At 40.7% G+C, this 20292-nt stretch carries 20 protein-coding genes; 6 read left to right on the forward strand and 14 right to left on the reverse strand.

Annotation, left to right across the window (positions count from 1 at the left end):
- Nucleotides 1-85: 85 nt before the first annotated feature.
- The 10 genes from KQI58_RS08655 to KQI58_RS08700 all read right to left on the reverse strand — a co-directional run bounded on the left by KQI58_RS08655 (nucleotide 86) and on the right by KQI58_RS08700 (nucleotide 10056).
- Nucleotides 86-1207 (reverse strand): aminotransferase, encoded by a 1122-nt coding sequence (locus KQI58_RS08655; RefSeq protein WP_216408280.1) that lies wholly within the window; start codon nucleotides 1205-1207, stop codon nucleotides 86-88.
- Nucleotides 1208-1351: 144 nt separating this feature from the next.
- The gene (locus KQI58_RS08660; RefSeq protein WP_216408282.1) at nucleotides 1352-2005 is read right to left on the reverse strand and encodes an HAD family hydrolase; all 654 of its coding nucleotides are present in this window, start codon (nucleotides 2003-2005) and stop codon (nucleotides 1352-1354) included.
- A gap of 50 nt (nucleotides 2006-2055) precedes the next feature.
- Nucleotides 2056-2616, reverse strand: coding sequence for a 6-phospho-3-hexuloisomerase (gene hxlB / locus KQI58_RS08665; RefSeq protein WP_216408284.1), 561 nt, complete (start codon nucleotides 2614-2616; stop codon nucleotides 2056-2058).
- Nucleotides 2617-2630: 14 nt separating this feature from the next.
- Nucleotides 2631-3266, reverse strand: coding sequence for a 3-hexulose-6-phosphate synthase (gene hxlA, locus KQI58_RS08670; protein WP_216408287.1), 636 nt, complete (start codon nucleotides 3264-3266; stop codon nucleotides 2631-2633).
- Between the two features lie 15 nt (nucleotides 3267-3281).
- Nucleotides 3282-4274 (reverse strand): dihydroxyacetone kinase subunit DhaK, encoded by a 993-nt coding sequence (locus tag KQI58_RS08675; protein WP_216408289.1) that lies wholly within the window; start codon nucleotides 4272-4274, stop codon nucleotides 3282-3284.
- A gap of 5 nt (nucleotides 4275-4279) precedes the next feature.
- Nucleotides 4280-4930 (reverse strand): dihydroxyacetone kinase subunit DhaL, encoded by a 651-nt coding sequence (gene dhaL / locus KQI58_RS08680; protein WP_216408296.1) that lies wholly within the window; start codon nucleotides 4928-4930, stop codon nucleotides 4280-4282.
- 6 nt (nucleotides 4931-4936) lie between these two features.
- Nucleotides 4937-6097: a mannitol dehydrogenase gene (locus KQI58_RS08685; protein WP_216408298.1), complete on the reverse strand. Its 1161-nt coding sequence runs from the start codon at nucleotides 6095-6097 to the stop codon at nucleotides 4937-4939.
- Complete coding sequence (locus tag KQI58_RS08690; RefSeq protein WP_127979359.1) at nucleotides 6097-6528, reverse strand: PTS sugar transporter subunit IIA; 432 nt, start codon at nucleotides 6526-6528, stop codon at nucleotides 6097-6099. Before KQI58_RS08690 ends, KQI58_RS08685 begins: the two co-directional genes overlap by 1 nt.
- 16 nt (nucleotides 6529-6544) lie before the next feature.
- Nucleotides 6545-8536 carry a BglG family transcription antiterminator gene (locus tag KQI58_RS08695; protein ID WP_216408301.1) on the reverse strand — a complete coding sequence of 664 codons (1992 nt, stop codon included), beginning with the start codon at nucleotides 8534-8536 and terminating at the stop codon, nucleotides 6545-6547.
- A gap of 68 nt (nucleotides 8537-8604) precedes the next feature.
- A complete protein-coding gene (locus KQI58_RS08700) occupies nucleotides 8605-10056 on the reverse strand; it encodes a PTS mannitol transporter subunit IICB (RefSeq protein WP_216408303.1) in 1452 nt (483 codons plus the stop codon).
- A 187-nt stretch (nucleotides 10057-10243) separates the two neighbouring features.
- Between KQI58_RS08700 and hxlB (KQI58_RS08705) the strand changes: the two genes are divergently transcribed.
- A complete protein-coding gene (gene hxlB, locus KQI58_RS08705) occupies nucleotides 10244-10801 on the forward strand; it encodes a 6-phospho-3-hexuloisomerase (RefSeq protein WP_216408304.1) in 558 nt (185 codons plus the stop codon).
- A gap of 319 nt (nucleotides 10802-11120) precedes the next feature.
- Here hxlB (KQI58_RS08705) and KQI58_RS08710 read toward each other — a convergent pair whose 3' ends face one another.
- From KQI58_RS08710 to KQI58_RS08725, 4 genes are all read right to left on the reverse strand, one after another.
- Nucleotides 11121-12191 (reverse strand): hypothetical protein, encoded by a 1071-nt coding sequence (locus tag KQI58_RS08710; protein ID WP_216408307.1) that lies wholly within the window; start codon nucleotides 12189-12191, stop codon nucleotides 11121-11123.
- A 554-nt stretch (nucleotides 12192-12745) separates the two neighbouring features.
- Nucleotides 12746-12982 carry a hypothetical protein gene (locus KQI58_RS08715; RefSeq protein WP_216408309.1) on the reverse strand — a complete coding sequence of 79 codons (237 nt, stop codon included), beginning with the start codon at nucleotides 12980-12982 and terminating at the stop codon, nucleotides 12746-12748.
- 75 nt (nucleotides 12983-13057) lie between these two features.
- Nucleotides 13058-13801, reverse strand: coding sequence for a LytR/AlgR family response regulator transcription factor (locus KQI58_RS22990; protein WP_216408311.1), 744 nt, complete (start codon nucleotides 13799-13801; stop codon nucleotides 13058-13060).
- Between the two features lie 2 nt (nucleotides 13802-13803).
- Nucleotides 13804-15099, reverse strand: a complete 1296-nt coding sequence (locus KQI58_RS08725; RefSeq protein ID WP_216408313.1) for a sensor histidine kinase — start codon at nucleotides 15097-15099, stop codon at nucleotides 13804-13806.
- Nucleotides 15100-15331: 232 nt separating this feature from the next.
- Between KQI58_RS08725 and KQI58_RS08730 the strand changes: the two genes are divergently transcribed.
- From KQI58_RS08730 to KQI58_RS08750, 5 genes are all read left to right on the forward strand, one after another.
- Nucleotides 15332-16186, forward strand: a complete 855-nt coding sequence (locus tag KQI58_RS08730; protein WP_216408315.1) for a helix-turn-helix domain-containing protein — start codon at nucleotides 15332-15334, stop codon at nucleotides 16184-16186.
- A 109-nt stretch (nucleotides 16187-16295) separates the two neighbouring features.
- On the forward strand, nucleotides 16296-17405 hold the full coding sequence (locus KQI58_RS08735) for an ABC transporter ATP-binding protein (RefSeq protein WP_016181915.1): 1110 nt from the start codon (nucleotides 16296-16298) through the stop codon (nucleotides 17403-17405).
- Nucleotides 17406-17540: 135 nt separating this feature from the next.
- Nucleotides 17541-18299, forward strand: a complete 759-nt coding sequence (locus tag KQI58_RS08740; RefSeq protein WP_216408318.1) for an IclR family transcriptional regulator — start codon at nucleotides 17541-17543, stop codon at nucleotides 18297-18299.
- Nucleotides 18300-18508: 209 nt separating this feature from the next.
- Entirely contained in the window at nucleotides 18509-19156 is a 648-nt protein-coding gene (locus KQI58_RS08745) for a bifunctional 4-hydroxy-2-oxoglutarate aldolase/2-dehydro-3-deoxy-phosphogluconate aldolase (RefSeq protein ID WP_216408320.1), read from the forward strand.
- A 57-nt stretch (nucleotides 19157-19213) separates the two neighbouring features.
- A complete protein-coding gene (locus KQI58_RS08750) occupies nucleotides 19214-20224 on the forward strand; it encodes a sugar kinase (RefSeq protein WP_216408321.1) in 1011 nt (336 codons plus the stop codon).
- Nucleotides 20225-20292: the final 68 nt, after the last annotated feature.

The following is a 20292-nucleotide window of genomic DNA, read 5'->3' on the forward strand; positions in this document are numbered from 1 at the left end:
AATTGTAGGATTTTATTAACCAACAAGATTTTTTCTACAGCAAAAAAGCGTAAGACCATTAGAAAGATCATTACGCTCTCAAATTTTAAATCTTCGCCAAGTATTCAGAAAATTTGTTCAAACCGGCAATCAATTCTTCTGTACTACAACCATACCCGATCCGAACACAGTTTTCAAATTCAAAACAATCTCCAGGAGTAAACAGCAAACCATGATTATCGATCAGATCAAGACAGAGTTCTCTGCTTGGACGATCAAAATCATAATAAAGCAGTGTCACGGTACCTGCCTGTGGTTTTACATAAGAGATGTGGGGTTCTTTTGCTACCCACTCATCTAAAATCTTCAAATTGTCACGTACGATTTTTAGATTCCTTACCAAGATTTTTTCTTTATTTGCTAAAGCGATCGCAGCTAGTTCCTCATCAATCATGCCGCAGCTGATAGTATTATGATCACGGTGAAGCAAGCACTGCTCTAACGCTTTGACATTTTTTGTCGCAATCCAGCCTAACCGCAGCCCAGCCAGCGACCACACCTTCGACATGCTGCTAACACTGATGCCTTTTTCATACATATCGGCAATTGAAGGGCTCTCCACCTCTTCTTGAGTCAATCCGCGATACGTCTCATCTGAAAGAATATAAGCATCTGCTGCTCTAGCAATCTCAATAATCTCTTCCAGCATCCCACGATCCATTAAAGCACCAGAAGGATTGTTAGGATTATTAATGATGATCATTTTCGTTTTTGTACTGACCTGATTTCTCAATTGCGTCAAGTCAGGCAAGAAATTATTTTCAGGTGTCAACACATGCTGCTTCACCGTTGCTTGGAAAGAAGACGGAATCGAATACAGCTGCTGATACGTTGGTAGTACAGCTACCACCTCATCCTCAGGTTCAACCAATGAATAGAGCACCAAGTGATTTGCGCCAATTGCGCCATGGGTCGTCGTGATATTCTCTGCTTGGATCGTTTCGTAAAGGGAAGCAATCCCTACTTTAAACTTTGGATTGCCAAAAATATGTCCATAAGTCAGGCGCTTTTGCGTCAGTTCGTTTAATACTTCATGCTTATTTAATCCAGCAATCGCGAATAACTCATCCATGCTGATGGAGTCGACACAAGTCTCTCCGGTGTTGTAAATCGCTTTATCTTCATGTTCATTCATCCATAATTCCACTTTAAACGGCTCTATCTTCATTCTGTCGCTCCCTCTCCTGACACTCGACACTCGATGAAGCTTTTATCAGCAAAATTTCATCGTCTTTTTATTATAGAGGATATGGTGCAGTGTAGCTAGAAGGATTTTCGTTTTTTACCAATTAAAAAGCAGTGCGATGACTGCTTACTTTAGGTGGATCTTTTGGAGACTCATGACTTCAAAAAAATCAGAACAGCTGCTTTCAACTAGCTGCTCGATCGCTGGAGTTGGATCGACAAAGTTTTTGATGTGGACACAGGACAAACCAGCCGCAACTGAGGATCGTATCCCATTGGGGGAATCTTCATAAACGACGATTTGATCGACAGGCTGCTGAGCGACCTCGATCGCCTTGAGATAGATTTCGGGATCGGGCTTTCCTTTGGTAACCTGATCACCGTATACACCAAAAGAGAAGAATCGGGCGAGCTTCAAGTTTTCCAGAATGCTTTCTGCTTCTTTTTGATAACTAGACGTAACAATGCCGCAAATGATCCCGCGCTTTGACAAATAAACCAAATATTCGAAACAGCCTTTAGTTATGGGAAAAACCGCCTGCGCTTGTGGCTGCTCTCGTCTAGCCATAAACTCTTCAAACAGCTGATCAAACATCGGAATCTCACCGAAGTGCTTTTGAAACCTTTCCTTCAAGATCGATGTCGGCGATCCGACAACACTTTGATAAAAATCCTTCTCTAAACAGTACCCCTCTCGTACCATCAATTCCTGCCAAATCGAAAAATAATAGCGTTCTGAATCAATCAATGTGCCATCCAAATCAAACAATGCAACCTTCATTTTTTTCCTCCCTGACCAAAGAGCACCGAGCGTAAGCTCGATGCTGATGGTTATTCAAGATTGGCATGCCGGAAATCCATATCCGTCTGCTCTTGGTTTAGTTCCTTTTTCAAATCAACGATTAGTGAATCATAGACAAGCCAAGATAACTGCTCAAAAGAGGAGCCGTTTGGCTGGATCGATGGTGCTTTCTCTGTTGCCTTATCACCCGTTGAAATACCGGGAATTTGAATCAATGCATCAGCCATCGTACCAATCGGATTCTTCGGGTGGATCGTGATCGTCGCCAATTGAGCTTTTTCACTTTTAGCTTTTTTTGCCATATTGACCAGACCTGATGTACGACCTGAGCCAGACCCGATTATGATCAAGTCGTTTTCGCGAATCGAAGGGGTGGTTGGCTCGCCCACAAAATACACGGTAAAGCCTAAATGCATCAAACGATTAGAAAAGGCACGAGCCGCAAACCCGGAACGTCCGGCACCAGCAATGAAAATACGTTTTGCCTTTAGTATCAACGATTGAACCTGTTCCAATTGCAGTTGATCGATTTGATGAGCATCTTCAGTCAGCTCAGTTAGGATTGCAAGTAAATTTTTTGATGGGGTCATCCGTTTTCGCCCCCCTAAGCTTTCGCAAGCATCGCTTTTTTGATCAAGCGTGCTTCTTCTACAGGATCGGGCGCATGGGTGATGCTGCTGCCAACAATAATGATATCAGGATTCAGAGCAACATATTTATCGATCGTCTTGCTGCTGATCCCGCCAGCGACTGCAATCTTACTTTTCTTCGCACAAGTTGTCATGACCTTCAAATCGTCAAGTGGAGTTCGACCGCAGGCTTGCTGATCCGCTCCTGTATGGACCGCTAACACATCTACCCCCAGCTCTTCCATTTCTGCCACTTTTTCTTCAAGATTTGCCACACAAATCATATCGACGACAATTTTTTTTTCAAAATCGCTTCCTGCTTTGACACATTGCTTGATCGTCGCTACATCAGTCACACCCAAAACGGTCACATATTCGGCACCTGCTTCAAAACCCAGCTGTGATTCATAATAGCCGCCGTCCATGATTTTCTCATCTGACAAGATCTCTTTATTTGGAAACTTCTCTTTGAATTGGCGGACAGCCTCCATCCCGGAATCAATCACAAATGGTGTACCCACCTCAATAATATCAACGTGCTCCTGTACCTTTTCTGCAAAGACTAATGCTTCCTCTAATTTTAACTCATCCAAAGCTAGTTGTAATTTCATTTTTTCACCCTATCCTTAATAGTTTTTCAATCCAGCAGCCTGTCCATCGGCCTCTAATAATTGTGTGATCTCTTCATCTAAATCAACGATCGTTAGTGATAGACCACCCATGTCTAACGAAGTGACAAAATTACCGACATAAACCTTTTCGATCTGATGACCCTGGTCCTTTAATATGGATAAAACTTGACCACAAATGACATATTGCTCCATCAGCATGGTTGAGCCTAAGCCTGAGATCATTACGGCCAATTTTCTATTTTCATCAAAATCAAAGTCCGTCAAAATAGCTTCCGTCATCTCGTGAGCAATTTCATCTGCAGTACCTAATGCTTTCTTTTCAATCCCCGTCTCACCATGGTGACCGATCCCAAACTCCATCGTCCCCTCGTCGATCAAGAAATTAGGCGTACCGACAGCTGGAATGGTACATGGTCTGACTCCGACACAAATACTTCTGGTTCGGTCAACTACTTTTTGCGCTACTTCTATGACCTCATCCAATGTCGCACAACTCGCTGCTTTTGCTCCGCCAACCTTCCACATGAAATACCCGCCAGCGATTCCGTGACGCTTTTCACGAGTTTCTTTAGGAGAAGAGGCGATGTCGTCTGTCGCCACGACATACTTGACTTCAATATCCTCATCCTCAGCCATTTGAATTGCCATTTTGACATTCATATTATCGCCGGCGTAGTTACCAAACAGGCAGGCCACCCCTCGTCCATTATCTGCCTCGATCATTGCATCCAAGAACGCTTGAGCGGGCGGTGAGGCAAAAATTTCACCAATTGCAACAGCGTCCAACATTCCTTCACCCACATAACCTAGAAAGGCTGGCTCGTGTCCGCTGCCTCCACCCGTAATTACGCCGACTTTTTCTTTCTTCTCCTTGAGGGTGACGACTCGCTCATTCAGCGGCGAAAGCATCACCTCAGGATGTGCCACCACAAAGCCCTTCAGCATATCCTCAACAATAAAATCTGGATTATTCACAAAAATTTGCATCGCTGCTATTCCTCCAATAATTCATAGATTGTTTGTACCATCGCTTCAAGGATTAAATAACAAGAGGTCGCTCCGGCATCCTGATGTCCGATCGAGCGATCACCAATCCGGCTTGCGCGTCCAATTTTTGCAGGGATCGCCTTTGTAGATTCAAGACCTGTCTTAGCCGCAGCTAAAGATTCTGCTAAACAAAGCTCAAAGCTTTTCCCAGCTGATAATGCTTTTTCATATGCTTCAACTGATGGAATCAACACATCCATCAAACTTTTATCACCAACTCGAGCATCCGTTAGTTCAGCAAGATTTTGATACGCCTTCTTCAACATATTCAGCATTATTTCTTTGTTGATCTTTCCGCTCTTTCTGGATGCCGCACTTAGTCCTCTGAAGAAACTTCCGTATAATGGTCCCATCGAGCCGCCGATTTTATTCATCAATACCTGACTGATGACTTTTAATCCTTCACTCATGGTGTAATCAGATTGTTTATCTAGCTCATCTCTGGCGATGGTGAAGCCCTTATTCATATTGATGCCATGATCACCATCACCGCCATGACTATCGACCTCAGTTAAATATCCTTTGTTGACTTTGATCGTGGAAATAATCGCGTCCACCACTCGACTTCCTGCTTGATTTGAAAATTCTGCATTCATGCCGACTTACCCCTTCATTTCCAGAAATTTCTGATAATTTTTCTTGATCGCCTGATGCATCCGATTGTCTAATGGAATCTTCGTATAATGAACGATTGCTTCATCAATACCCTGCTCGGCCACATACGCTAAAAGTTCAACAGATTGTTCGTCTTCTGGATTGTCAAAAAGGAATGCTGCTGCGATCCCTTCTAATAGGCGTTGATTCTCTAGTCCCAGCTCTTCGCATTGAACACATGGCCCTACCAAGCGTTCCTCTGGTTGCAGCTTGCGAATCGGCGAGCGAGACACTCGGGTAATCAGATCCTCGATGCCCGGTGTCTGGTAACGATCCATAATAAAATTGATGTAGTCGATCATATCCTGTTCAGTGAAGCCATATCTTTCCATTAACAAATGTGCGGATTCCCACATCGTCTCGCGAATCATCTGTACTAGCTCTTCATTATGGAAAACATCCTGGATAATGGAGTAGCCATGGACAAAACCAATATACCCAGCCCATGCATGACCGCAGTTCACTATATAAAGCTTCCGTTCGATATATTTTTTCAAATTGGTCGTATAGATAACCTCCTTGATCGGCTTATCTGCTGGATCGACTAATTTTGATTCTTCGATCACTAATTCATGATCGCGACCGATGTCGATCGTCTTTTTCCCTTCGTGCTCAGAAGCCAATACCATCCGGTCAACCGCGGTATTAGGAAATGCCGCGATGGTGTCTAGCCAGCCCTCCACTGATGAATCTAATGCAAGAATCGCTTTACGCAGAATCTCGCTATTGAACATCGCATTCTCACACGCCAAGATGTTTACTCGATCATGGCCATGATCCACACGCTTTTTCAATCCTTCAAGAAGAACAGGAGCAATCTTTGGCAAATTTTCAGCCCAGACTGCTGTCGTGATCAAGTCAGTGGTACTGATTTGATCAATGATCGCTGCTTGATCTTCGATGGAAGATAATGCGTGGATGTGTGTCAGCTGTTTCTTTTTGTACGCCTCATTGATCAGATACAAATCAAAGGTGTTCGTTTCATTGATTTGGTCAACTAAGCCGCTATCAATATCAACGATCGTTACCTCAAAATCTGATTCATTCAACAGGTCAGCGATAAAGCCGATCCCGATACTTCCTCCGCCAAAGTGTAATGCTTGTTTCATTAAACGACGACCTCCTCAAAAATTTTCAAAATCTCTGCTTTAGATGTTGCTTGACGAAGAATCTCGACATTTTCCATCTCTGAACAAATCGTCGCAATCTGTCCTAAAATCTCTAGATGCTCATTATTTTTTCCCGCTATACCGAAAACTAAATAGGCTGTGTTCCCATCAAAATCGACACCTTCTGGAACCTGTAATAACGAGATTCCAGATGAGTGGATTTTTTCTACTGACTTCACTATGCCATGGGGAATAGCAATATTGTTTCCGATGTATGTCGAGACTTCTTCTTCCCGCGCCAGCATGTCCTGAAGGTAGCTTTCCTCTACATACCCATTTTCAACTAGAATTTTTCCAGCAGCTAAAATGGCTTCGATTTTATTCTCATAGTATTGATTCAATTGAATATTTTCGTCTTTAAAAATTTTCATCTTCCCATCTCGCAATCTATACAATTTCATTCATCTTTACTAAATAGGTTTTCAAATCATTCGCTGATTCGATTTTGCTTAATTCGTAGACATGATCAAAAAAGATCTCTTTGACTTGTCGATAAAACTTTTGACTGATCTCTGAAAAATCTTCCGTTGTTTCGATCACGACTAAATAATAATTGCCCAACTGCTTGGACGCCTCAGAAATCAACTGGATACGATCCGCCGATAAAGCTTTGTTTCTGCGAACAATGAAGTTCACCGTCTGTTCCTGCTGCACCGTTGTTTGAATGCTGTTAGTCAGTTTCGCTTCATCAACGTCCAATGCAATAGCTAACTGCTTGAGTGCATCTCGCTTTTTCTTGATTTTTGTAGTGAATATTCTTTTTTCGCTGAATTGACAATGATTCATCAGCTCCAAGATTTTTTGGGTGTAGAACAGCTTCTGGACAAGATGCTGTTCAAAATCCTCGACATTCATCTGCTTTTGCCGCTGGATCGTTTTTAGATCGCTATATTTATGATTGTTGATCTTAGTCTGGACTAAAGCCAATTCCTGTTCATTCAGTAAAGGAGAGACCTTTAAGTAGTCTTCCGGCGCCAATGGCAGCGGGATCGTGGATAGAACGAGTTCGTAATCATGAACATCTTTATTATGCAGATCAGTTAGCGAAATAATATCTTTTACGTAAACCTCTGGAACTTCGTATTCCAACCGGCTGGTCAGCATTTTTGATGAGCCCATCCCACTGGAGCACACGATCAACACACGAAAGGCCTTATTAGATAGCTTGTCGATCATCATCACGAAGTACAACACGAGGAAACACAGCTCATCTTCTGGAAAAAAGTCTTTTCCGAAGACTTCTTCTGCTGCGCGACTGACAATCTCAAAGATGAACAGATAATTTTTCTTGATCTCATCTTTCATGGGATTTCTGACAAACAGCCCGCTATTGATCCGCGTGACGGCCTTTCTTAAATGCGCAGACAGATCGCGAATTTGTCGTTCATTGCCGTGAAGCTTCACCCCTAATTGTGCTTCGACATTATTCACCATGGCCTTCACTGAAACGGCGATATCATTATCAAAACGCGGCAGGTCAAACTCATCTGTATGATTTCGCTGGAAATATAAGTGAATGATCCACTTCAAGTAATCCAAAAAGGATTCTGGATGACTTTTTTTCGCCAAGATCGTCTTTTGCTTTTCAATCATTCGTTGATAAAGTTTGTTCCCTGTTTGATCCAGCTCGATGGCGATCGTATCAATCGAATTATTTGGCAGAGCGGTCAGATGACAGATATTGAGCCATAAAGAGAGTAAAATGACGAGCTCCTGTAAATCATTATCGTCAATATCTGCCTTCAACTCGCCTAACTGCTCGTATGCAAAATGGAGAGGTTCATTTATTTTTTGAAAACAAATCTTTTTATAAAATGAATCCTTCGATTTCTTTAGTAAAAACCAAGCGATAAATTCCGAAGAAGTCACATGCTTCGTCAAGATATCCAAAGTCAAGATATGACGATTGATCACATCCGTCTCCAATTTGATCCCTTCGCCTTTTTTAGGGATCACTCGAATCCCCTTTGCAGGTAGATTATCTGTTAAAAAGGCGATATCCTTCTTGATTGTTGAAAGAGAGACTAATAATTCCGCAGCAATCGCCTGCATCTTGATAAAGTCCTCTTCCAACAATAGGATCAATGTGACGAGATCGACCCGTTCTGTCACAGTCAAGATTTGATGAATATTCTGCTTTTGAAAAGCCTGCTTCAGTGCTGAGAGACTCTCAGACTTGCCTTGAATCTCAAAGCCTTCTGAAGGAATCGTCACCAGTTCCAAATCAAAGGTCTTCAAGGTCGCTTTAATATTTTTTAATTCTCTGTAAACGGTCCGCTCATTGATGTTCAGCTGATCACTGATATCCTGTGCTGTATGTTTATTTCTACTATTTAATAAGATCGTTAAGATAGAGCTCTCTTTGGTAGATAAATACATGTAGATTCCTCCCCCATCTATGAATTAGTAGAATTCATCATACTACACTAATCTGAAAGCGGATACACCTATTCGCCATTGTTTTCTCGGATAAACTTTATAAAACGGTCATATTCACTATTGTCCAAGAAATTCTTGATCGTCAAAATAGGAACCTGTTTATCACTTGTCAGACCTTTTACCCTCTCTAATAAAATTTCATTAGTAATGATCAAATCGGCGTTCTCTGGAATGTTGTCAACTGAAACATTTTTGACTGTTACCTCCAGCATATTTTTACGGGCTTTGGTACTCAACATGGACGCCCCCATCGCACTAGATCCCATCCCAGCATCGCAAGCGATGATGACATTCTTGATCATCTTGCCTGTTGTCACAGCAGTCTCAGCTACGATTGGTTCTGGCGCTGCCGTTTCGAATGCTTCTGTAGTAGATGCACCAGCACCCTCTAAAGCCAACGCTTCTTCAGCCGCAAGATCCTTTTTCAAACTTAGGCGCAAGAAGAAGGCACCGACAACAAAGGAAACTAAGACTGCTGACGCATACATCGCGATGTTTACGACAAAGTTTCCTCGCGGCGTCATCATCAGTAAAGCTAAGAAGCTGCCGGGAGAAACGGCGCCGACCGTTCCACCACCGAATAATTGACCAATAGCTAAGGCCACCATGTTGCCTGCAATCGGTGCTAAGATCGTGACTGGTTTGATCATGGCATAAGGAAAGGCTACTTCACCGATCCCGCCTAAGAATTGGATGAGCATAGAGGCTGGTGCCGATTTTTTTGCCATCCCTGTACCAAACATTGAAAAAGCGATCAGCAATCCAACCCAAGCGCCGCCATTTGCTTCAACTAAGAATAAGAGCGATTTGCCTGTTTCTAGTACTTGCTGGGTCCCCAATGGAATCATGATCCCATGGTTGACAGCGTTGTTTAAGAAAAGAACTTGTGCCGGCTGAACAAAGATACTGGTCAATGGAATCAAGTTACGCGCCATCAACCAATCGACTCCTCCTGAAATGAAGGATAGAATAACTGCAAAGATCGGCTCGACTGCCACAAATCCAATAAGTGCTATCGCAAACCCAAGAAATCCTAATGAGAAGTTGTCCACCAGCATTTCTAACCCCGGCTTTACTTTTCCCTTAAATAATCCGTCAATCTTCTTCATCAGAATCGCACCGATCGGCCCCATGATCATACCGCCGATCAACATTGTGATATCCGCTCCGACAACTACCCCCATAGTTGCCAACGCGCCGATTGCTCCGCCTCTTTTACCGTAAACGTTGTATCCGCCAGTATATCCAATCAAGACAGGTAATAAATAATTCAAAATCGGCGGAACCAGTTCATTTAAGTGTTCATTCGGCGTCCATCCAGTCGGGATGAAGAACGCTGCCATCAAACCCCAAGCAATAAATACGCCGATATTCGGCATCACCATCGAACTTAAAAATCCACCCATACGCTGAATCTTCGCTCTCCAGCTATTTGCATTTGCAGGTTGCTGAAATTCCATTTTCTTTTCCTCCTTAAGAATATTCGTTTTAGAAAGCGCCTTCTGACACTAATTATAGGGGGCGTTTTTCAGAAAAGCTATCGTTTGAAAGGACACCTTTGTCAGTCTTCCTCTGTCAAAAATACTCTTGTGAGACTTTTCAGCATTCTTTAGACTTTAAGTACTAATAGTTATTGGAGGGAAATGTATGTCTGTAAAAAAACACACACAGAAAATAATTGAGGAATTGTCATTCTTTGTCGATTACGAGAACGATGAGGAGCTAGATCAATTAGTAGAAGCAATCTTGGCTGCCAAAAAGATTTTTCTTTCTGGAGCTGGCCGGTCAGGTGTCGCTATCAAAGGATTCACGAACCGTTTGCTTCATTTAGGCTTAACGGTCAGTCTTGTGGGTGAGATCAGTTGCCCGAGAACAGCTAAGGGGGATTTGTTGATTCTCGGTTCTGGTTCTGGTACCACACCGAGTTTGGTAGCCTTAGCTAAAAAGGCCAAGAAAAACGGGGTGACACTTGCTTTGCTTACGATGGATAAAGAATCTGAAATAGCCAAGCTAGCCGATGTCGTTGTCGGACTTCCCGGCGTATCGCCGAAACTAAAAGAAAATAATCTCACCTCGATTCAACCGATGGGTTCTGCCTTTGAACAAATCAGTTTTCTAACCTACGACGGGATCATCCTAGAATTAATGGAAAGGATGGGAGAAACTGGAGAGAGTATGCTGGAAAGACATACCGATATGGAGTAAAAAAAAATGCGGAATTGCTCTAGGTTAGCTAATTCCGCATCATCATTATTCGAACATATATTTTGCAAATCTAAATCGTTAAAAATCTCACTTCCTTAATTTCCTAGTCAGCAAAAGTCCTTACTCATAGCTGTTTCAAATTTTTATACTAGGCTATATTCAAGCAAAAATAAACTTTTCTTTTGCACCTTTTTTACTTCCTTTAGGCACACTTCTTCCTCAACGACTCAGAGGTAATACAATCCAGCCTTGCAAACGATAACTAAAATCTCTGAGGCTATAACAAATAAACCTTAATAAAAGGATGTAAAAATTACTTCTAGATCTTACCAAATCTCTTCAGTAATGCCCGTTCCCGCTTCGTATAATTGTTTTTGGATGCGGTTTTTGATTTGGGTGGTTTTTCGTCAGGTGTATCAATCATGGTACCGGCAGCCACTAAAGTCCGTTCGTCCTCATCTTTTGAAGATGTAGATTTGGATGTTTTCTTTGCTTTATCAGAAATATCCGGAACAATTCGATCATTTAGATTCGTTCTCTGTGAGATTAGGTTATTATAGGGCAACATGTCAAAATCTTCATCACTTACCTCACCGAGTTCCGCTTCACGCATAATCGCTTCTGCTTCCTTCAGCAAGCTTTTGATCAGCGTAATCAGCTGATCCTTGTTCAGCAAATGAAGGTCGTAGCCCTTCAATAGATCTGACTCTTCATCTGTAACCGCTTTTATTTTTTGGGTTTCAACAACAACTTCTTTTGCTTCTTGCTCTTTCGGTGCTCGCGAACTGTAAAGCGTAGTGGTCCCTTGGCATTCGCAATCCAAGAATTTTGCAAATTGGCGTATATCTCCCTTTTTAAAAATTGTCATTTTTGTCAAAATGCCAAGAATGCGCTTCGTCTCATCAAGAGTCTTGCTTGGATCAACGTCTCTTAATTTCCAGACATGCTTCTTCCCACTTTCATCTTCAAAGTAAGAGATAAGAGTATAGTTATCATATTTTTCAGTAATTTCAGCTGTCCCTTTATTTTTCAAGTAGCTCTCATAGATCCGGATCTTTTTGGTCGCTTTATAATAGTTTGTTTCAGTTTTAAATAAACGTTTAATAACAGTCAGCCATTCAGATTCTTCCACATAATCCTTTAAGAATGGACAAAACTTTTTAAGCGTTTCACTCGGCTCAGCATGGAAAAGCAGCTGTCGAACAAGGTCTTGGCACGGTAGTGAAAAATCGCTAACTACTAATGCATTTCTTAAAATGATCGCGATAATGTATTCAATGACTAGATCTACATTTCCAGTCTCATCCCAGAATTTATACACTTTCTTCTCTAGGTTTTCCTTTTTCTTGACTGTAAAGAGTTGTCTTCTTGTCAGCTGCTTTATTTCCATGTACTTCGCTTCCTTTCCACTTGCCGAATTTACGTTTTTTATTTAGTTCTATTATTAATTAAAATGAAGAAAAGTGGAAATCCAGCTTGTTTTGACGAAGAAACATTATTAGTAAATTTTCATTCTTATTTAAGTCACTTTATTGGAATCTCTAAAACAGAAAACAAGAGTTGCTAAATATTTTTCAAATAAATCAATGTAGAATCAGTAAAAAAAGTTTCAAGTGAATGATAAAATATGAAAAATCGAACTGAAAATTATTAATTTTTGAACACTATTCTTTTTCTTAAATTTTTATATCAAAGCTGAATTCTCATGCATTTTAGGCTTCTCTAAACTATAGAATTACCTGAGGATATTCGCTATTTCTAACCCAAAATAACCGAAAAAAAACCGTCGCGAGTTACACGACGATTCTTCTCATAGTGATCTGTCAATTAAAATATAGAGCAGTGTTGCTAGAACCAGAATAATTCTGATATGGATACTGACTCTAAAAATGAAGGAAACCAATAGCAATCCTAAACAGCAGGCTATGATGAATGATCGTTTTCTCATAAATAAACGCCAATATACCCGCCGCCAATGGCCTTATAATAATCGATTCTTTTCTTTCCGCGATAGGTTTTTGGCGGAACATTTTTGAACCATTGTTTTAATGTTAATGTCCTAGCTCCGATATTTCCTGTTTGAGTGTCAAAGCTCACGAGCTCATTTTCCGCACCAAGTGCCGATACTGGCGTTGTTGCCAATACTGTTAATAAAAAGACTGCTACCATTTTTTTCTTCATAATCGCTCAACCTCCTATTACTTCAAATTATAAAGGCTGAGGAGTGATTTGTTCGAAATTTGTCATAAACGCTCATTATTTTGTCTTAATCGCTGTTTCAAGCTGTTTAATTAGCCGAATAGAAAGTAAACATTTCTCCCCATTTACCATAATGACCTCTCTTTTTTTCTTATCGATCAGCTGTATATTCTTATAATTGATCACATACGATTTATGGATTCGAACAAGTAGTGGCGATAACTCTGGAACATCATTTATTTTCCCATAAAATTCTAACGTGCTATTGGCTAAGTGGAGAATCAGTTTGTGAGGCGTTGGTGCTGTTTCAAAAAATATCACCTGCTGCAGATCAAATACTCGAATTTGATTGCCAATTTTGAGCTGGATGAAATCATCAGCCTTTTGTGCTTCTTTTTGATAATGTCGCTGAGCCTGATTTAACGCCTCTTGAATTCGCTCCCGTACAGCAGTGATCTCAGCTTCTTTTAAAATATAGTCCATAGCCTCGACTTTATATTTGAAAGTTAGCGCCAACAGCTCATCATGAGTGGTGATAAAGACGATTTTACCGTGTAAATCCTTTTCCCTGATTTTTGCACCTAATTGAATCCCATTCATATCACACTGCAAATCAACATCCAAAAAATAAATCCCTCTGCAATCCGGATGTTGCTCTAAATAATCAAGAATATGTTCCGGTGTATCTGTACTAACTTTGATCTCCATGTCCAGCTCTTCGATCAGCAAATACTTTCTAATATAGGATTCAATTTGATTTCGTTGAGCCTCATTGTCTTCACAAATAAAAATTCCTAACACACTTACCCCTCCTCGCCGATTACAATAATCTTCTGGATAAATCGTTGTTCAGATAGGATTGTTTCCAAAAGAATATGGGGCTCCATCGATGTTAACTCGTCAATATTGGAGAGCCCAAGTCCTCTTCCTTCTCCCTTTGTTGAAAACCCTTTTTGTTTCAACACTTGCAATGGCTCAATCTGCTCACGTGCAGTATTTTCTATCACAAAAATCGTATCCCCCTTAATCGAAAAAATCCCGATTGACACTTTCCCCCCTGGCATTGTTTCGACTTCCTCGATCGCGTTATCTAGCAAAATACCTAGAATACGAATCAGCACGACCGAATCAACCGCCGGATTCAACTGAATATCATCATCCGTTTCGATTTGGATGGCGATATTTTTTTCTTGGGCAGCTAGCAGTTTCATGGTTAAAATACTTTTTATCTCCAGTGAATCGATTTTATTCAATTCATCTGCATGAAGGACATCACTTCTCAAATAATTCTTAGTTTTTTTGACACTTGAATTGAAGAAAGTTTTTAACGCTTCGAATTCTTCATTTTCTATATAATATTCGATTGAGGTTAAAAGATTAACGTAATCATGGCGAAACTCCCGAATTCCTTGATATTGATTTTTTAAATCCTCAATATATCGTTGGTGTATAGCATGCTCAAGCTGTCTTTTTTCCGCCTCCAGCTTCAAGTTTTGGTTACGGGAAATCGCTTGAATGATCACCCCGCCAAAAATCGCAAAAACCAGATAAAAAACAGAAACAAAGGCCTTTAAAAAGAAGGTCGATGCATAGAGTGAAATCGTCCAATAGGAAAAATAGACGATCAATGAAATCGTTGATAAATAGGCGAAGAGATTGACTTTTTTCTTTCGTCTAATCAAGGGCAGCAACCACTTTTTATAGGCCATGATGCTAAGAAGCAAAAGACCTAGATGAAGTAACAAAAATAGAAAAAAGATTGGAATGCTCTGCTGCTGGATGACCAAAGAAAGCAAAGGCTTAGATATATTGCTTACTACTATCTCAATCAGGCAGGCGCTGGAAACCACCAGCAATGAAGTGACAACATTCCCTTCCTCTGAATTTTTCACCGATAAAATTAGAAAAAAGATATACATCACGACAGTATCAATATAGGAAAAATAGGCCCCTACGAAAAAACCAAATAATACAATCAGTAAAATCAATAAGTAGTTGATCCGCTTTTTATTTTTAATATCGTCCAGAATAAAATAATTAATTCCAAACGCGATTAAATGCGAAAAAGATAAATATCTAATAATAAATGTCAATAGCATTAATTTGCCCTTCCTTTTCTGTTAGTCCAAGTATACCAAATTAGAAAGAATGGACACACGAAACTTTTAATCCCTTTCTATTTAGAAATCATCATACAAAAGACTATCTATGCTAAATTCAGAACATACAGATTGAAATTGACTTTTCCAAATATACCTTCTACTCTTAAGATAAACGCCAAATTATAAAGCTTGAACGATGCCGATCATTTATTATAAAGGAGCTGCTTTTATGAACTATCAAGAAATCAAATCATTGTTCCCCTCCTCTTCATTGCAGACTACAAACGATCATAGTCCTGATGATATAGCTATTCCCGTAGAAGCTGGATTCATTCGGATATCGAAAAAAGAATTAACTGCCCGTGAAGAAGAACTCTTAACTCTTCTCTTTGGTAAAAATAAAATTGATAAAGAAAAACATTCTTGGTATTCATTTTTATTCGAAAACAAATCAATTGACCAAGAAGGCCATTACCGAGTGATTCAAATAAAACTTAGCACCTCTGATTTCCCGCTAAAAGAACTTTGGATTGAAGAAATCAAACAAATTTTTCCGAATATCGTAGACTTCTTTTTTACAACCGAAACTACCGCCTTTCTCGTTGAAAAAGAATCCGATGACTATTTGAGTACCAATGACCTTGATGGCTTGTTTCTAGCTCTTGATACGGATTTCAATGTTTCGACAAGATTATTTGTCGGTTCCTTTCATTCTAGCCAACATAAATTTGCTGAATTTTTTTCTGAAGAGCAGACAGTCTTTTGGGAAACAACGACAAACTTGAAATGCAAAGATATCTCCAATGTGGCGATGTCCTTCTATTCAAACGAGAACATAAAAGCCAGCGTGCTTTTATCGGAGCTTTATACAATGTGGCTTAAGAAAAGTGAGATGTGTGAGATTATTCCGGCACTTTGGAACAATCTAGGAAATCTCAGCTCGACGGCAAAAGATTTGTATATGCATCGCAACACGCTGCTATATAAAATTGAAAAATTTTATTCTGAAACAGGACTTAATTTGAAAGAAGCGAATGCACTTTTTCTTGGTTACCTTCTTATCTTGAATTTTCATCATTCCTAGGATTTCGGCAAACTATACAAAAATTGGCTTTTTTCTTGTGTACATTCACGTTGAGATAAGAAAGCGCAATCATGTATAGTTTGAGTAACAAATCGAGGAGGGAACAAAAATGGTTGAAATCGCTTTAAATGGTATCCACAAGAAATATGAGAACAATGAGAATTACTCGGTCACGGATTTTAATTTACATATTAAGGATCGCGAGTTTATTGTATTCGTTGGACCTTCAGGATGTGGGAAATCTACTACCTTAAGAATGATCGCTGGATTAGAGGATATTTCTGAAGGTGAATTTCTGATAGACGGCAAACTGATGAACGATGTTGCGCCCAAGGACAGAGATATTGCGATGGTTTTCCAAAACTACGCACTCTATCCGCATATGACAGTCTTTGACAATATGGCTTTCGGGCTTAAGCTGCGAAAATTTGATAAAAACGACATAAAAAATCGGGTTGAAAATGCCGCTGAGATTTTGGGCTTGACTGAGTATCTTCACAGAAAACCTTCTGCTTTATCTGGTGGACAAAGACAGCGTGTTGCTCTAGGACGAGCAATTGTCAGAGATGCTCAAGTCTTTCTGATGGATGAACCTTTATCCAATCTTGATGCCAAGCTGAGAGTCGCCATGCGAGCAGAGATCGCTAAACTTCATCAACGCTTAAATACTACCACCATTTATGTTACTCATGACCAGACTGAAGCCATGACCATGGCGGATCGAATCGTCATCATGAAGGATGGCTTTATCCAACAAATAGGCTCGCCGCAGGAAGTCTACAACACGCCTAAGAATGTCTTTGTGGCTGGCTTTATTGGCTCGCCGGCGATGAACTTCTTCACCGTCCGACTATCAAATGGCTGTATTACCAATGAGCATGGTCTGAACTTAAGAATTCCACAAGGGAAGAACAAAGTCTTAGTCGAAAAAGGCTACGAAGGCAAAGAAATGATTTTTGGTATCCGTCCCGAAGATATTCACACTGAGCAAATTGTCATTGATGCGACACCAGAAGCTACTGTAAGATCAGAGATCGTCGTTTCTGAATTACTTGGTGCAGAAACCATGCTTTACTCAAAAATTGGCGATACCGAATTTGTCTCACGTGTTGATGCCCGCGATTTCCATCAACCAGGTGAGAAAATTGATTTAGCCTTTGATTTAAATAAGAGTCACTTTTTTGATAGTGACACGCAAGAAGCGATCACCCTGCCTTAAAATCAAACAGATTTACACTATTGACCACCCATTTTCACAAGGGTGGTCTTTTTGATTTCTTTACATCTAAAAATTTGAATAGTTGATTTTTCTTATTTATCGTATATAATTTCCTATATAGAAAGGATGAGGCAGATGTCAGAAGCAAAACCCTACGGAACGGTACTCATAAAAGCAGCCAGAATTATGGATTTTTTAGCAGAGGAGCCTGATCAATCCCTTCAGGAAATTACAGCTGCTACAAAGATGACACCTTCAACAACTATTAAAATATTAGACACCTTAGTCCTAATTGGCTATGTAAAAAAAAGTGAGCATAAAACCTATCGGCTAGGTTCAAAATTAATTCGCTACGCCAACCAACGGCTTGAACAAATAGATCTGGCAGAAATCACTCTCCCCTATCTAGAAAAGCTCCAGCAAACGATTGATGAAACCATTCATTTAGGGATTTTAAACGATAATGAAATTCTCTACATAAACAAACTGGATGCAAAACACCAAACGATTCGCATGTCGTCAAAGATTGGGATCACACGTCCGTTATACAGTTCTGCCATGGGTAAAGCTGTCCTGGCAACCTTTTCTCAGGAAGCCTTTGATCAATATCTGGCAGAGCATACCTTAGTTCCTCATACAGAGAACACTATTACCAATCCTTTACGCTTGGCCAAAGAGCTAAAGGAAATCCGGCAGTCAGGGATTGCCTTTGACGATGAAGAGGTCGAATTGGATATCTTTTGTGTCGGTGCTTCCTTAGAAAAAGACGGACAAGCGATTGGTGCTTTTAGCGTCAGTATGCCTAAATACCGACTAAACGATGAGAAAAAACAGTTGATTATCCAAACGATCCTTCAAACCAAAAGAGACTTAGAACAACTGTTAAATAAATAGCAGAAACCTGCTTAGCTGATTGGACACATGCCTGTCCAACCAGCTTTTTTCTGTTTAAGAAGCCTTATCCACCTCTTGCGCAAAAAAAAGAGCAAGAAAAACAATTTTCTTCATTAAACCGTTTGCAATTCCAGCTTTTCCATGTATAATGAAACTATAAATTTCCTTATAATAAAATATGATTTCCAAATAAGAAAAGAGTGGTAATTGTGAAAAAGATTGAAATTCTTCAACGATTAGAAAAGGCCGGCGTTATTGCTGTTGTTCGCGGGAAAACAAAAGAAGAAGCATTACAGGCAAGTCACGCGATTGTAAAAGGCGGAATGCATGGACTCGAGTTAACCTTTACTGTTCCACAGGCAGACGAAGTAATCCGAGAACTATCTGAGGCCTATCAAGATTCACCAGAAGTAGTTGTTGGTGCCGGTACTGTGTTAGATGCCGTGACTGCCCGCTTGGCGATTATGGCTGGCGCTGATTATATTGTCAGCCCTACCTTTGATCAAGAAACAGCGGAAATCTGCAACCTCTATCAAATTCCGTATTTACCCGGTTGTATGACGATTACCGAGATGAAACAGGCCTTGAAGAGCGGTGTGGATATTATTAAGCTCTTCCCAGGAAGTGCATATGGCCCGTCGATTATTCCAGCCTTTAAAGCACCTCTGCCACAGTTGAATATTATGCCAACTGGCGGAGTCAGCCTAGACAATATGGCCGAATGGTTCGCAGCCGGTGTCATTACGGTCGGCGTTGGTGGTAATCTGTTAGCCCCTGCGGCAACTGGCAATTTTGAAAAAGTAACCGAGGTAGCTGCCCAATACATGACGAAGTTCCATGAAATAAAAGGACACTAATCCCACATTCAATCGTTAAATAGAAACTTGAAAATAAACTCATAAAGGAGGCTAATCATGGGAAAGGTTGTTACTTTAGGGGAAATCATGCTGCGTCTTTCGACCACAGCTGGTACACGACTCGCACAGGCTGAAGATTTTTCTGCTCATTATGGCGGCGGTGAAGCCAACGTCGCAATTTCCTTAGCAAACTATGGACATCACGCGGTTTTTGCCAGTAAAGTGCCTACAAACGAACTTGGTCAGGCTGTGAAAAAGCATTTGAATCGTTATGGTGTTGATACTTCTCAGCTTTTGCTGGGAGGCCCTAGACTGGGAACCTATTATCTTGAGGCGGGTGTCGGTGAACGTGGCGCAAGTGTGGTCTATGATCGGGCAGGCTCAAGCTTTGCCGTGATGGAAAAGGCTGAATGGGAACTGGAGGAATTATTCCAGAACACCGATATTTTCCATTTATCTGGCATCACCCCTGCCCTTTCAGCTAGCTGGCGAGAATTGACAGTAACGCTTTTGAAGGCGGCCAAAAAAGCGGGCTGCAAGATCAGTTTTGACGTGAATTACCGCGGCAAATTATGGACGCCGGAAGAAGCGGGAAAATCTATCCGAGCTATTTTACCTTATGTCGATTATTGTTCGGCAGGCAGCTTGGATGCTCAGCATTTTCTAGGTATCCCCGCTTATGCTGGTGCGTCAGATAAAGAAGAAACGATTTATTACTATCAAAAAATGCAGGAAGCCTATCCGAATATTTCTGTTTTTTATTCTACAAAACGGACGGTTCATTCGGCCAGTGTAAATGAACTGACTGGAACATCATGGGCTGATGGCACCTATTATGAATCTCAATGCCATCTAATTGATCCGATTATTGATCGGGTCGGCGGCGGCGACGCGTTTGCCGGTGGGATTCTTCACGGACTTTTAATGAAGGATTCGTATCAAAAGGTGGTTGATTTCGCGACAGCGGCCTCAGCCTTGAAGCATACCGTTCATGGCGACTGCAATCAGTTTAGTCAAGAAGAAGTGGAAGCCTTTTTGGCCCTTGGATCAGGAAAAATTAAACGATAAGATTTAAACGCTACGAAAAATTACTATTATATAAACCCATTTGATTCACAACACAAGGAGGAATTCAG

It is taken from the genome of Enterococcus raffinosus (assembly GCF_018917525.1).
In the GTDB taxonomy this organism is placed as follows: Bacteria; Bacillota; Bacilli; order Lactobacillales; family Enterococcaceae; genus Enterococcus_A; species Enterococcus_A raffinosus_A.